Origin of the sequence: Actinokineospora sp. NBRC 105648, from assembly GCF_030269645.1 — a bacterium.
Classification (GTDB): Bacteria; Actinomycetota; Actinomycetes; order Mycobacteriales; family Pseudonocardiaceae; genus Actinokineospora.
In genome coordinates this window covers 59,755-72,032 of sequence record NZ_BSTR01000010.1, presented here as the reverse complement: position 1 = coordinate 72,032, position 12,278 = coordinate 59,755, and the positions used below count along the sequence as shown (strand labels likewise).

Genomic DNA, 12,278 nt, shown 5'->3' with positions numbered 1-12,278 from the left:
GCGACGACGCCGGGGCCCGCGTCAGGTGTCTTGGGACAGTGCGGCGTGGATCGACGGGCGCAGGTCGACCAGGGCGCCCAAGCCCGCGAGGGTGACCGTGCGGTGCGCGGGCGAGCCCTCGGGCGCGACCACCAGCAGTTCCAGACCGGCGTCCCGGGCGCGGCAGTGCGCGTTGACCAGGACGTCCACGCCCACCGCGCTGAGGAAGCGGACCGCGCCGAGGTCGACCACGACGACGGGCCCGGCGCGCTCCCCCACCGCGTCGGCCAAAGCCCGGTCGAACAGGTGGGCGCTGGACATGTCGACCTCACCCGAGACGGCCAGCACGGTGTGCCCGACCGACGCCGTTCGGGTGAAGGTCAGCAGTGGGCTCATCGCGAGGCCCCCCAGCACAGCCGCATGGCCGTCAAGTGTAGCCGCAGGCGGCGGGACCGGGTCCGGACGCGATCAGTCCACTGTGGACTGCCCGCCGAGGCAGAACTCGTTGCCCTCCGGATCGGCCAGGACGATGTGGTGGCCGGTGAACTCGGCGAGCCTGCTCGCCCCGGCCGCCACCAGCCGGTCGGCCTCGGCGGTGATCGCGGCCCAGCGCTGCTCCGGCGTGCCGCCCCGGGCGACGCGCAGGTCGATGTGCAGGCGGTTCTTGGCGGTCTTGGGTTCGGGGACCTCCAGCAGGCACAGTCGCGGGGCGACCCCGGTGGGGTCGTGCAGCCAGGCGCCGCCGCCGCCGTCCTCCTCGTCGTCGTCGAACTGGGCGAGCCACTCCTCGCGCGTGGCGAACGGCGCGGGCGGCGGTTCGTCGACGTAGCCCATCGCCAGCTTGTAGAACTCGGCCATGCGCCCGGCGTCGGCGCAGTCCATCGTCAGATCCACCTTGAACAGCACTGTACTGAACTCCCTTCGGGTTGCGCCGCCGAAGCTACGCCAGGGGTACGACAGTCACCCCGGAAGTCCGATGTAGACATACCAGCCTTGACTTATATAAGTGGCGCCCGGCATAGTGGCGCCGTGCACGCGTTCGACGTCTTGGGCGACCCGGTGCGGCGCCGGATCCTGGAGCTGCTGGCCGACGGCGAGCAGCCCGCGGGGGCGGTCACCGAGGTCGTGCGGGCCGAGTTCGGCATCTCCCAGCCCGCGGTGTCGCAGCACCTGCGGGTGTTGCGGGAGAACGGCTTCACGGCCGTGCGCGCGCAGGGCACCCGCAGGCTGTACTCGGTCGACGGGGCGGCGCTGCGCGCGGTGGACGACTGGCTCGCCCAGTTCCGCCGGTTCTGGGACCAGCGCCTCGACGCGCTGGCCACCGAGCTCGCCCGCGGCCGACGCGAGCGCAGGACGACCCGGACCACCGAGAAGGACACCCCATGATCGACATCGTCACCCAGCTCGCGGCCACCATCCGGCGGGTGGCCGCCGAGACCGACAGCGACACCGTCGCGGTGCGGCTGAGCCGCCGCTACGACGCCGACCCGGCGGAGGTGTGGGACGCGCTCACCGACCCCGAGCGGCTGCGCCGCTGGTTCCTGCCGATCAGCGGCGACCTGCGCGCGGGCGGCACCTTCGAGCTGGAGGGCAACGCGAGCGGCGACATCCTCGACTGCGAGCCGCCAACGCGGCTGCGGGTGACGTTCGGCGGTCCGACGAGCATCGTCGAGGTCACGCTGACCGCGGCGGGCGCGGAGACCGTGCTGGACCTGCTCCACACGGTGCCGTTGGCGATGGCGGGCAGCGCGGCGGGCTCGCTGTACGTCGGCCCGGGCTGGGACGGCGCGCTGCTCGGCCTTGCCCTGTACTTCGCCGGCGAGGTGGCCGACGACCCGGTGGCGGCGGCGAACTCGCTGGAGGCCCAGGAGTTCAGCCGCGGCTCGATCGACGCCTGGACCGCGGTGACCGAGGGAGCGGCCTCGACCGAGGAGATCACCGCCGCCCGGGGTGCCGCGCTGGCCCAGTTCTGCCCTGACCTGCCGCAGTCGTAGGAACGCGCTCCGACACCTGTCGTCCCCCATCCGGGTCAGCCGGTCCGACGATCGGGCGAATGGTGCATAACCCGAAACTATGAGCCTTTGGGATGGGCGCGCGGGCCGGGGCTCCGGCATTGTCATAGACACCCTGCAACACTCCGATCGGAGCGCGGACGGCCCCTGCACAAGCGGGCCGACGGCTCCGGGCCCCGGGCCACCCGAATGGTGGGTCGGCCACGGGTACGGGCCGGACACGCGACCTACGCCCTGCGTGTCCGGCCTCGCCGGGTCTTACGTCTTCCACTGTGGCCCTTGACGTTCAGGCCACCCGGGCACTACCCGCCCACCTGCGTCCCCTACCACCGCGGTGCACCCCGAACCACCGGCGTGCCCCCGCGCGCGGCGGGTCAGGCGATAACCAGGTCGACCCAGGTGGAGCGCCAGTCGGACTGCTCCAGGTAGCGGCGCAGCTCGGCGAACCCGCTGAGCCAGCCCAGCCAGCCGTTGTAGGGCGGGTTGTCGCCGAAACCGCTCTGCACGAAGGTGAGCCGGGTCCGACCGTCGGACTCCGCCAGCTCCCAGGACGCCACCCCGTACCCCGGCCCGAAGTCCAGGCTGAACGCCCGCCCCGGCTCCGCCACCGCCACCCGGGCGGGCGACGGGTTGTTCTCGAACCCGCCCATGGCCCACCGGCCACCGACGTGCGGCTCGATGCCCACCTGGTAGCCGAACCAGGCCGCGAACTCGTCCTGGTCGGTCAGGGCCTGGTACACCCGGTCCGCCGACGCCGCGATGTCGATCGTCGCCGACAGGTCCGACCCGGTCAGGTCAACGCGCGGGGTCAGCGCGCGACCCTCGATGTGCTCCACGAGGTTGGCCAGCGCCAACCCCCAGAACGTCCCCACCAGCGCCAACGCCCCCTCTTCGGTCGTCGCGGCCGCCGGCCAGCCGACGAAGTGGCTCTGGGTCAACGTCAACGACGTCTCCTCCCCCACCGCCGCCAGCTCGAAGCTCACCGTGGTCGTCTCCCCGGCCAGGTCCCAGGTGAAGGTCAACGGCTCCCACGACACCAACCGCTGGTGCGGCGCGTCGCCCTCCGGGATGGACACCCCCCAGAACTCGAACCGGTCGGCACCCGCCTCGACGTGCTCGGCCAGCCAACCGCGCAACTCCACCGGATCGGTCAACGCGGCACGCACCCGGTCGACCGGGGCGGCGATCCGGGCCTTGAGGACCAAGGGCTCACTCATCAGGGTTCTCCTTCGGATAACAGGCCACGACCAGCGCGAAGGGATCCCCCACCGCACCGCCGTAGCGGGTGAACAGGTCTTGCAGAGTGGTCTGGAGCTCGGCGAAGAACTCGGCCCGACGCTCGGGCGGCAACCGGATCGCCCCGGACACCCCCACCGACGGCAACTCGGACGCGGCCCGGTCAAGCGCGGCGACATCCGCCTGCACCTGCTCGGCGAGGTCCACCAGATACCCCAACACGAGCTCCTCCCCGCGCGGGGTGACCCGGCCGACCAACCGGGGCGAGACCCAGTAAGACCGAGCGGCCGCCTGGTAGACGCCCTCGGTGAGCGCGCGGACCTTCCGCTCGGCCACCAGCACGACCAACCCGACCTCAACCAGCTTCTTCACGTGGTAGTAGACCCGCTGCGGGGTCTGACCAAGGCTGCCTGCGACCTCCGAGCAGGTACGCGGCTCAGCCAACAACCGCAACACCTCAACCCGCGCCGGCTTGAGCAGTGCCTCGGCCTGCTCCATCTGCTCCAAGTACAAGACATCTCTCATGGCAAAAACAACCTTGTACGTAAAAACAGATTTTGTCAACACCCCATCCGCACCCCCCACCCCATAGCTCCCCCCGCAGCCCGCCCACCACCACACCTGCCCCACCCACCTACCAACCACAGCGCAGCGCAGCGCAGACCCCACCCCCACCAGACCGCAGCGGAGAGGCCGACCCCGCTGGTACCGCCGGCCCCGCTACGGATGCTCGATCTAGTGGACTCGCTTCGTGTGGGGGGAGAGCACCGCTAAACTCGCCGTGTGGTGGGAATGCCCTTCACCCGCCCTTCTTTCCCACCGCGGTGCTTTAGGGGCCCCACACGAAGCGAGTTCACTAGATCGAGCCATGCTCGAAACCCGGGCAACGAAGACGGCAGCGCTCAAGCAAGTCCTAGATCGAGCCCCCGCTCGCAACCCCGGCAACGAAGACGGCAACACAAAGACGAGCAAGACCCAGCCGGGATCACACACCGACCCGCCACCCCCCTGTGGCAAGATTCCAGCGCGTGACCACGCTACGGATCGCCGTGCCCAACAAGGGGTCGCTCAGCCTCCCCTCCGAACAGCTCCTCTCCGCTGCCGGGTACCGGGTCCATCGCGGCAACCGCGAGCTGATGATCGACGACACCCGCAACGACGTGCGCTTCTTCTTCCTGCGCCCGCGCGACATCGCCCTCTACGTCGGCTCCGGCACCCTGGACGCGGGCATCACCGGCCGTGATCTGCTCATCGACGCCGACACCGGTGCCGAGGAGGTCCTCCCGCTCGGTTACTCCGCGTCGACCTTCCGGTTCGCCGCGCGCCCCGGCGTGATGGCCGACGTGCGCGACCTCGACGGTCGCCGGGTGGCCACCAGCTACCCCGGTCTGGTGGCGAAGCACCTGGCCGAGCACGGCGTCACGGCCAACCTCGTCCGCCTCGACGGTGCGGTGGAGACCTCCGTGCAGCTGGGCATCGCCGACGCGGTGGCCGACGTGGTGGAGACCGGCACCAGCCTGCGCAACTCGGGTCTGGAGGTGTTCGGGGAGCCGATCCTGCGCTCGGAGGCGGTGTTGATCCACGCCCCGCGCGAGGCTCTCGACGAGGAGGCGCTGACCGCGATAGACCGGGTGCACCGGCGGCTCAAGGGCGTGCTGATCGCCCGGCAGTACGTGATGATCGACTACGACTGCCCGGTGGCGATCCAGGAGGCCGCGTGCGCGCTGACACCGGGCATCGAGGCGCCGACGGTCTCGCCGCTGGCCCGGGAGGGCTGGGTGGCCGTGCGCTCCCTGGTGCTGCGCGACCGGGCGCCGTTCGTGATGGACGAGCTGTGGGAGGTCGGCGCGCGGGCGATCCTGGTGACGCCGCTGGAGTCCAGCCGGATCTGAGCCCGACGGCTCGGGTGGGCGGGCCGCCCACCCGAGCCGGGGTCAGGGCCGGGGGCCGATCTCGGTGCCCTCGGCGTCGTGCACCGTGATGGCGCCGGCCGGGCACATGTCCGCGACGTCGAGGACGGCCTCGTCCGGGGCCAGCTGGTCGACCGCGGCCTCGGCGGCTGGTCCGTCGAGCCGGAAGACGCCCGGCTTGGCGCCCGCGCAGATGCCCGATCCCATGCACAGCCCGCTGTCGACGTGCACGGTCCAGGTCGGGGCGGTCACCACGCCACCGGCATGCTGCGCGGCCCGCGCACCAGCATCTGGGTCTTCCACACCGGTTCCGACGCCTCGCGCAGGCCGTCGAGCGTGACCAGCGCGCGCAGCGCCTCTTGCAGCTCCAGCCGGGCAAGCGGGGCGCCGAGGCAGTGGTGCACACCGTGGCCGAAGCCCAGGTGGGAGGTCTCCTCGCGGTCGAAGCGGAGCGTGTCGGCGGCGGGGAAGCGGGCGTCGTCGTGGTTGGCTGACCCGATCGCGGCGAGCACCGGTTCGCCCGCGCGGACCAGCACCTCGCCCACCTGGACGTCCTCGGTGGCGTAGCGGGCGAAGGCCGACCCGGCGCCGAGCGGGATGAACCGCAGCAGCTCCTCGACCGCGGCCGGGATCAGGCCGGGGTCGGCGCGCAGCTGGGCGAGCCGGTCGGGGTTGGCCAGCAGGACGTGCGCGAAGTTCGGGATCTGGGTCGCGGTGGTCTCGTGCCCGGCGACCAGCACCGCCACGCACAGCTCGACCAGCTCGGTCTCGGAGAGCCGGTCCTCGTCCTCGGCGCGCGCGGCGATCAGCGCGCTCATCAGGTCGTCGGCGGGTTCGGCGCGGCGCAGCGCCACCAGGCCCGCGATGTAGGCGCGCAGTTCGGAGTCGTTGCGCTGGTACTCCTCGAGGGTGAGCGAGGAGGTGGACAGCAGCGCGTCGCTCCAGGCGCGGAACAGGTGGCGGTCCTCGGCCGGGACGCCGAGCAGCTCGCAGATGACCTGCACGGGCAGTGGCAGGGCGAACGCGTCGACCAGGTCGGCGGGCGCGCCCGCGGCGACCATGTCGCGCAGCAGGCCCTCGGCGAGTTCGCGGACCCGGGGGCGCAGCTTCTCCACCCGACGCACGGTGAACGCGCTGGCGATCAGCACCCGCAGCCGGGTGTGGTCGGGCGGGTCCATCGCCAGGATGCCGCCCGCGCGCTGGTAGGACTGGGTGCGCGGCTCGTCGCTGGTGGTGGCCAGCGCGCGGCTGAAGCGGCGGTCGCCGAGCACGAAGCGGGCGTCCTCGTAGCGGGTGGCCAGCCAGGCGGGTTCACCGAAGGGCATCTGGACCCGGATCATGCCGGGCGTCTCGCGGGCCGCCCGGTAGGCGGGGTCCAGGTCGAGGCCCTCCTGCTTGTTGAACGGGTACTGGCGGGTTCGCTCGTCGGCCGCGGTCATCTGATCCCCTCGTCGCGCTGGGCACCAACCTTGATCCAAACGTACGTCCGTTCACGCCGGACCGTCAACGACCAGTCGCGGACGGTGAGGGCCGGGGTGGTGCGGCAGGATGGGCGGGTGAAGTGGACCCGTGCCGTGCACCACGTGCAGAGCCTCGCCGAGACCTGCGCCGAGATGGCGACCCGGCCCGCGTCGATCTTCCCGCTGCGGGTGTCGGCGCTGTGGGTGGCGGGCGAGGTCCTCGGGAAGGCCGCCGACCTGGACGAGATCCCGGTGGCCCTGGTGGTCGACCTGCCCGAGGTGCCGTGGCGCACCGAGCCGTCCGGCGCGCGGCACTGGGCGGCGGCGGCCCGCCTCCCGCAGACGCCGGTCACGCCGTACTGGCGGTCGGCGCGCGCACCGGTGTGGAACCACGTGCTGCACCGGCCCGCGCTGGTGTGGTCGGCGGCGGGCGGCGTCGAGGAGATGTCACTCACAGCGATCGCCGCAGGTGATGGTGAGTCCGTTCGGGTGGCCGAGCCGAGCGCGGAGGAGCTGCGCGCGCGGCTGGCCGACGAGCTGGCGGTGAGCCTGCGCGGCCTCCGGGACCGGAACGCCGAGTACACCGACCGGCGCTGGCGCCCAGGTAAGTTGGAACCGGTGGCGGACGCCCTGTGGCAGGCGAGCACCGGCTACCTGGACCTGCTCCAGGTCACCTGAGATCACTCTATCGGTGTATTGCGAACCGGCAACTGTCCGGCGATTCCAGGTGTGAGCCCCGCGCGGAATGGCTACACCTGGCTAGTCAAGACAGCCTGAGGGAAGCAGGACACCGTGCCGGAGAACGACCCGAACCCGATCTACACCGCGCTGCTCGAGGAGCACGGCGTGAGTCCCGTTCCGGAGCTGGAGGACGCGGTCAAGTAGCAGGCGGCAGCCGGGCCGCGCGGTCGCCCTCAGCGCCGTCGGAGCAGGGCGACGGCTGAGCGCACGGCCGGGCGGGCGAACAGCTCCTCGACGGTGACCGGTAGCGGGAGCCGCCAGTTGGGGTACTGGTCGACCGTGCCGGGCAGGTTCGGCTGCCGCACCTCACCCACCAGGTCGTAGGGCGAGGCGAAGACCAGGGCACACGGCGTCTTGGCCAGCATGGCGTGCAGGGCCAGGACGATCTCGTCGACGGTCGGGTCCGGGCCCAGCAACCCCTCGTCGGTGAGCATCCGCAGGATCGCCGTACGTTCCTTCGCCGCGTTGCGGTACTCGGCATCGGCGTCCGTGAGCAGACCCCGCTCCGCACGCGCGCGCACGTGCTCGTCGGCGAAGAAGCCGGGCGCTGTGGGCAGGTCGTGGGTCGAGATGCTGGCTGCCGCCTGCGCCGGATAGCGGTCGGGGGGCAGCGGTTCACCGTCCTTGTCGCGCTGGAACCAGGCGACCGCGCAGCTGAGCACACCACGTTCTTGGAGCGTGTCGGTGACGTAGTCCGGCACAGTGCCCAAGTCCTCACCGATCACGGCAGCGCCCGCGCGGTGGGCCTCCAGGGCGAGCACGCCGAGCATGGCCTCGGCGTCGTAGTGCACGTAGGTACCCCGGTCGGCCGTCTCGCCCGGCGGGATCCACCAGAGCCGCCACAGTCCCGCGACGTGGTCGACCCGGATGCCGTCGCCATGCGCGAGCACCGCACGGATCATGTCGCGGAAGGGCAGGTAGCCGTGCTCGGCCAACCGCCCGGGGTGGAACGGCGGCAGCACCCAGTCCTGGCCGAGCGGGCTGAACGCGTCCGGCGGCGCCCCCACGGTGACCTGCGAGGCCAGCACATCCTGCAGCGACCACGCGTCAGCACCGCCCGGGTCGACCCCGACCGGGAGATCGTGGATCACACCGACCGCCAGATCAGCCGCCGCCGCTCGGACCGCACCGAGCTGCTCGGCGCTGCGAAGCTGGAGCCAGGCGTGGAACGCGACCCTCGACGCCAGCTCCCGACGCGCGGCAGCCACCTGTGGACCGGAGGGGTGACGGAGGTCGAGCGGCCACGAACGCCAATCCGGCCCGTGGACCTCGGCGAGCGCACTGAAGGTGGCGAAGTCCAGCAGCGCCGGATCGAGCGCGGCGAGATCGGGCAACTGTGGCCCGAGCAGGTCGAACGCGGCAGTCTTGGCCCGCCACACCGCGTCGTGGTCGATCTGCGCACCGAGCTCCGGCCGCAGGTCCAGCACCCGCCGCCGGACGTCGGCGTCAGCCGCTCGGAACTCGGCGGTCTCGGCGACAGCCAGGTGCAACGGGTTCAGGAACCGACGACTGGACGGCGAGTACGGCGATTTCCGCACCGGATGTGTCAGTGCCCCGGCCGCGACCGGACTGACCAGCACCGCACCGGTCTCATCGCGAGCGGCAGCGGTGACGAACGCACGCAGGTCGGCGTAGTCGCCGATCCCCCAGGAATCCGGGCTGTGCAGGGCGTAGAGCTGAGTCATCCACCCCCACGTGCGCGGCACCGTCGGCACCTGCACCGGCGCCACGGCCAAGGACGTCTCCCGCTCCCCCACCCGGAGCCGGTGCCAGCCGAGCGGGAGATCGGGCAGCACGCCGTCGACAGCGACCACACCACCGTCCTCCAGCACCACCTCCCCACGACCGACCTCGACCCGCGCCCCCTGCCGAACAACACTGGGCACGGCGGCCACGGGCACAGACTCGGCACCCAACTGCGCCAAGATCGCCGAGACCACCGCCGGATCCACCTCGACCTGTCGCCGCTCACCGTTCTCGTACGACACGGCAACACCGTGCGCGGCAGCCAACGCGGCCAATCGGTCGTCCACAGGGACCCTTTCGCCGGGAGTGTTCCGACGATCATTCAACCGGACCCACCCCGCTCCCGCCGAGAGCACGGGGTGAACCTCTAGTGGATCTTCGCATCGTGGGACCGATCAGCGGGGACACGTGCGAACCGACCCCGCTGACAGGCGACAAAGCCCACCTCCGCCGGAAGGCAAGCCACCCCGGCCCTGGAAAGTGCAAGTCTCGCCACACCCGACCGACAACCCCACCCAACCACCCGCCCACCACGAGACCGCAACTGAAGACCCCTCCCCCGCTAGAACCCAAGTGAATCCCGTCCACCAGCAAACCGCAGCGGACAGGCCGATCCCACTGACACCCAAGAGAATCCCATCCCCCAGCAAACCGCAGCGGATAGGCCGACCCCGCTGGAAAGCAACGCCCGTTACGGATGCTCGATCTAGTGGACTCGCTTCGTGTGGGGGGAGAGTGCCGCTAAACTTACCGTGGGTGGGGATGCCCTTACCCTGCCCTTTTCTCTCCACCGCGGTGCTCTAGGGGCCCCACACGAAGCGAGTTCACTAGATCGAGCCCCTCATCTTTTCCTCGGGCAACCCCAGCGATGAGCCACCATGCAGGTCGACCGTAGGTCGGCGTGCGGCACACCCCACGAGCTACCCAAGTAAGAGCGGGGCTCGATTGGGTGGACTGCCTTCGCGCGGGGCCCCTAGGCGACCGCGTGGGGAAAAAGCGTGGGGAGAAGGGCATCCCCACCACTGAGGCAAGTTTAGCGGTCGCCTCCCCCCACACGAAGGCAGTCCACCCAATCGAGCACAAACGTAACGGGCGTTGCGTACCAGCGGGCTCGGTATGTAGAAATTAGGGATTAGAGATAAGGGATAGAGATAAAGATGGAGATAAAGCAGGTCCAGAGCGCGGGTTGGAGCGGCTAGAGGTTTTCCGCGGCTCTGGCAGTGCCTTGGAGCATCAAGGCGAAGACGATGTCGTGTGCTGGTTTCTGGGCGTACCAGTAGAGCTTGCCCGCCAATCCGCTCGGTTCGAACAGCACCGTCTGCTCGTACCGGCACTCTTCCGGTCGGTCCCCCGGTACCGCGCGCAGTTCCAGCCAGGCCGTTCCCGGTAGGCGCATGTCGGCTCGTAGTAGGAGCACGTGGTCGGTGTCGTCGCGCTTGACCACGCTCCAGGTGTCGACCACGTCTCCCGCGTTCAGGTGGTCTGGCCTGCCCTTGTGCAGGCCGACTCCGCCGAGTGCGTGGTCCAGTGCTCCGCGCAGGGTCCAGACGCCGGGGATGGTGTGCCAGCCGTGGGGGCCGCCGATGTTGGTGATCTCGCGCCAGAGCGCGTCGGTGGTGGCGCGGACGGTGGTGGCCTTGTGGTCGCGCAGGAGGCCGGTGGTGGGTGGGCCTTGGGGGTCGGGGATGCCGAGGGCCTCCCGCAGGGCGCGGTCGACACTGGTGGCACCGCCGGGGGGTGGCGGCAGTACAGCGTCGGGGACCAGGTCGTGGCGGAGGGAGTCGAGCAGCGCGCGGACGAGTGGGGCGGACAGTGGGCTCAGCGCGCTGGCGGCCAGGGCGGCGGGTCCCGCGGGCAGGACGGCTACCGGGATCGGGAGGCGCCACGGGAGTCCGGAGAGGCGGGCGCAGCGCTGGATCAGTTGCAGGTAGGTCATGGTGTCCGGGCCCGCGATGTCGGCGACGGCGTTGACCGGGGCGCCCTTGGCGGCGTCCACCAGGTAGTGCAGGACGTCGCGGACGGCGATGGGTCTGCTGCGGTTGTCCAGGTAGGCCGGGCGCAGCACGAACGGGGCGCTGCGGGCGGCCCGGTTGAGCAGTTCGAAGCTGGCTGAACCGGCGCCGATGACCATGGACGCCTGCAGCACCAGGGCCGGGGTGGGGGCGTTGAGGAAGATGTCGCCGACCGAGGCGCGGGAGGCGAGGTGGTCGGAGACGTCGTCGTCGTGGGGGCGGGGGCCGCCGAGGTAGACGAGTTGGCGGATGTGCGCGTCGGCGGCCGCGGTGGCGACCGCGTGCGCGATGCGGTCGTCGGTGCTGACGAAGTCCGGGCCGGACATGGAGTGCACGAGGTGGTACGCGGTGTCCACTTCGGACATGGCGGTGGCCAGCGCGGTCGGGTCGCCCGCGTCGGCCTCGACGATGTCGACGCCGGGGCGGACGCCGTCCGCGGCGCGGACCAGGACGCGGACCTCGTGCCCGGCCTCGACCAGCGCGTCGACCAGGCGGGTGCCGATGTAGCCGCGAGCGCCGATGACCAGGCAGTTGGGCACGGGGTGATCCCCTCGTCGCGGGAAGCTGACCCGCCCACTATCGCAGCGAAGCACCGCCACGGCCGGTCAGACCGGGGTACGCGCGGCTGGGCCTGGGGTCAGGCCGAGCCCTCGCGGGGCCGGAGCACGGTGGCCGGGTCGGTGTCAGGGGTGGCCAACCAGCGCTGGAAACCCTCCGGGTCGCGGCGTTCCAGTTCATCGAGGCAGCGGGCGCGCTCGCGCAGGATGGCCGCCGCCTGCTGCGGGGTGTCGGCCGCGCGCAGCGCCTCGAGGCTCGACGCCCAGCGCGCGCACAGCAGGGGAGTGCTCATGAGCCGGTTGCCGAACAGCGGTACCGCGGTGGCCGCGAACCAGGCGAGCAGCGCGAAGGCGACCCACTCGACGAGCAGGCACAGCCCGGCGATGCCGACCAGCGCGGTCAGGTAGGCCGCGATGGTCGGCAGCCTGCCGGGGGCCCGGCCGCGTTCGGCGAGCACCGCCGCGGTGGCCAGTCCGAGGCAGGTCGCCGTCACGGTGAGGAACACGAGGGTCCACGACCGCAACAACAGCACCCCCGCCGCGATCGACACGAAAGTGAGCAGGCACGCCAGCGCGCACCAGGCAAGTTGGCCGAATCTGCGCAGCATGGGTCCTCCTCGAAGGT

General features: G+C 71.3%; 13 protein-coding genes. 4 read left to right on the top strand and 9 right to left on the bottom strand.

Going from position 1 to position 12,278, the window contains the following annotated elements; genetic code table 11:
• Window positions 1-21: 21 nt before the first annotated feature.
• On the bottom strand, window positions 22-375 hold the full coding sequence (locus tag QSK30_RS12230; RefSeq protein ID WP_285502354.1) for an STAS domain-containing protein: 354 nt from the start codon (window positions 373-375) through the stop codon (window positions 22-24).
• A 72-nt stretch (window positions 376-447) separates the two neighbouring features.
• Window positions 448-873, bottom strand: a complete 426-nt coding sequence (locus QSK30_RS12225) for a VOC family protein (RefSeq protein WP_285502352.1) — start codon at window positions 871-873, stop codon at window positions 448-450.
• A 135-nt stretch (window positions 874-1,008) separates the two neighbouring features.
• Here QSK30_RS12225 and QSK30_RS12220 point away from each other — a divergent pair, with 135 nt between their 5' ends.
• Together QSK30_RS12220 and QSK30_RS12215 are read left to right on the top strand one after the other, a co-directional pair.
• A complete protein-coding gene (locus tag QSK30_RS12220; protein WP_285502350.1) occupies window positions 1,009-1,365 on the top strand; it encodes an ArsR/SmtB family transcription factor in 357 nt (118 codons plus the stop codon).
• A complete protein-coding gene (locus QSK30_RS12215; protein WP_285502349.1) occupies window positions 1,362-1,973 on the top strand; it encodes an SRPBCC family protein in 612 nt (203 codons plus the stop codon). Before QSK30_RS12220 ends, QSK30_RS12215 begins: the two co-directional genes overlap by 4 nt.
• Before the next feature lie 392 nt (window positions 1,974-2,365).
• Here QSK30_RS12215 and QSK30_RS12210 read toward each other — a convergent pair whose 3' ends face one another.
• A complete protein-coding gene (locus QSK30_RS12210) occupies window positions 2,366-3,208 on the bottom strand; it encodes an SRPBCC family protein (protein ID WP_285502347.1) in 843 nt (280 codons plus the stop codon).
• The gene (locus QSK30_RS12205; RefSeq protein ID WP_285502346.1) at window positions 3,201-3,752 is read right to left on the bottom strand and encodes a winged helix-turn-helix domain-containing protein; all 552 of its coding nucleotides are present in this window, start codon (window positions 3,750-3,752) and stop codon (window positions 3,201-3,203) included. The genes QSK30_RS12210 and QSK30_RS12205 overlap by 8 nt, the downstream gene beginning before the upstream one ends.
• Window positions 3,753-4,255: 503 nt before the next feature.
• On the opposite strand from QSK30_RS12205, the gene hisG reads away from it, so the two are divergent.
• Window positions 4,256-5,119 carry an ATP phosphoribosyltransferase gene (hisG, locus tag QSK30_RS12200; RefSeq protein WP_285502344.1) on the top strand — a complete coding sequence of 288 codons (864 nt, stop codon included), beginning with the start codon at window positions 4,256-4,258 and terminating at the stop codon, window positions 5,117-5,119.
• A gap of 42 nt (window positions 5,120-5,161) precedes the next feature.
• Here hisG and QSK30_RS12195 read toward each other — a convergent pair whose 3' ends face one another.
• Entirely contained in the window at window positions 5,162-5,389 is a 228-nt protein-coding gene (locus QSK30_RS12195; protein WP_285502342.1) for a ferredoxin, read from the bottom strand.
• Complete coding sequence (locus tag QSK30_RS12190; protein ID WP_285502339.1) at window positions 5,386-6,576, bottom strand: cytochrome P450; 1,191 nt, start codon at window positions 6,574-6,576, stop codon at window positions 5,386-5,388. The genes QSK30_RS12195 and QSK30_RS12190 overlap by 4 nt, the downstream gene beginning before the upstream one ends.
• Before the next feature lie 117 nt (window positions 6,577-6,693).
• Here QSK30_RS12190 and QSK30_RS12185 point away from each other — a divergent pair, with 117 nt between their 5' ends.
• Complete coding sequence (locus QSK30_RS12185; RefSeq protein ID WP_285502337.1) at window positions 6,694-7,275, top strand: DUF7711 family protein; 582 nt, start codon at window positions 6,694-6,696, stop codon at window positions 7,273-7,275.
• A gap of 236 nt (window positions 7,276-7,511) precedes the next feature.
• Here the strand turns inward: QSK30_RS12185 and malQ are convergent, their stop codons facing one another.
• The 3 genes from malQ to QSK30_RS12170 form a co-directional block, all read right to left on the bottom strand.
• A complete protein-coding gene (malQ, locus tag QSK30_RS12180; RefSeq protein ID WP_285502336.1) occupies window positions 7,512-9,371 on the bottom strand; it encodes a 4-alpha-glucanotransferase in 1,860 nt (619 codons plus the stop codon).
• A gap of 908 nt (window positions 9,372-10,279) precedes the next feature.
• Window positions 10,280-11,635 carry a DUF2867 domain-containing protein gene (locus QSK30_RS12175; protein WP_285502335.1) on the bottom strand — a complete coding sequence of 452 codons (1,356 nt, stop codon included), beginning with the start codon at window positions 11,633-11,635 and terminating at the stop codon, window positions 10,280-10,282.
• A gap of 98 nt (window positions 11,636-11,733) precedes the next feature.
• A complete protein-coding gene (locus QSK30_RS12170) occupies window positions 11,734-12,261 on the bottom strand; it encodes a hypothetical protein (RefSeq protein ID WP_285502333.1) in 528 nt (175 codons plus the stop codon).
• Between the last annotated feature and the right edge of the window lie 17 nt (window positions 12,262-12,278).

Excerpts from the sequence above, each read along its gene's own strand:
- QSK30_RS12230 (WP_285502354.1), bottom strand. The coding sequence starts at position 375 with ATGAGCCCACTGCTGACCTTCACCCGAACGGCGTCGGTCGGGCACACC.
- QSK30_RS12190 (WP_285502339.1), bottom strand. The coding sequence starts at position 6,576 with ATGACCGCGGCCGACGAGCGAACCCGCCAGTACCCGTTCAACAAGCAG.
- QSK30_RS12215 (WP_285502349.1), top strand. The coding sequence starts at position 1,362 with ATGATCGACATCGTCACCCAGCTCGCGGCCACCATCCGGCGGGTGGCC.
- QSK30_RS12170 (WP_285502333.1), bottom strand. The coding sequence starts at position 12,261 with ATGCTGCGCAGATTCGGCCAACTTGCCTGGTGCGCGCTGGCGTGCCTG.
- QSK30_RS12205 (WP_285502346.1), bottom strand. The coding sequence starts at position 3,752 with ATGAGAGATGTCTTGTACTTGGAGCAGATGGAGCAGGCCGAGGCACTG.
- QSK30_RS12210 (WP_285502347.1), bottom strand. The coding sequence starts at position 3,208 with ATGAGTGAGCCCTTGGTCCTCAAGGCCCGGATCGCCGCCCCGGTCGAC.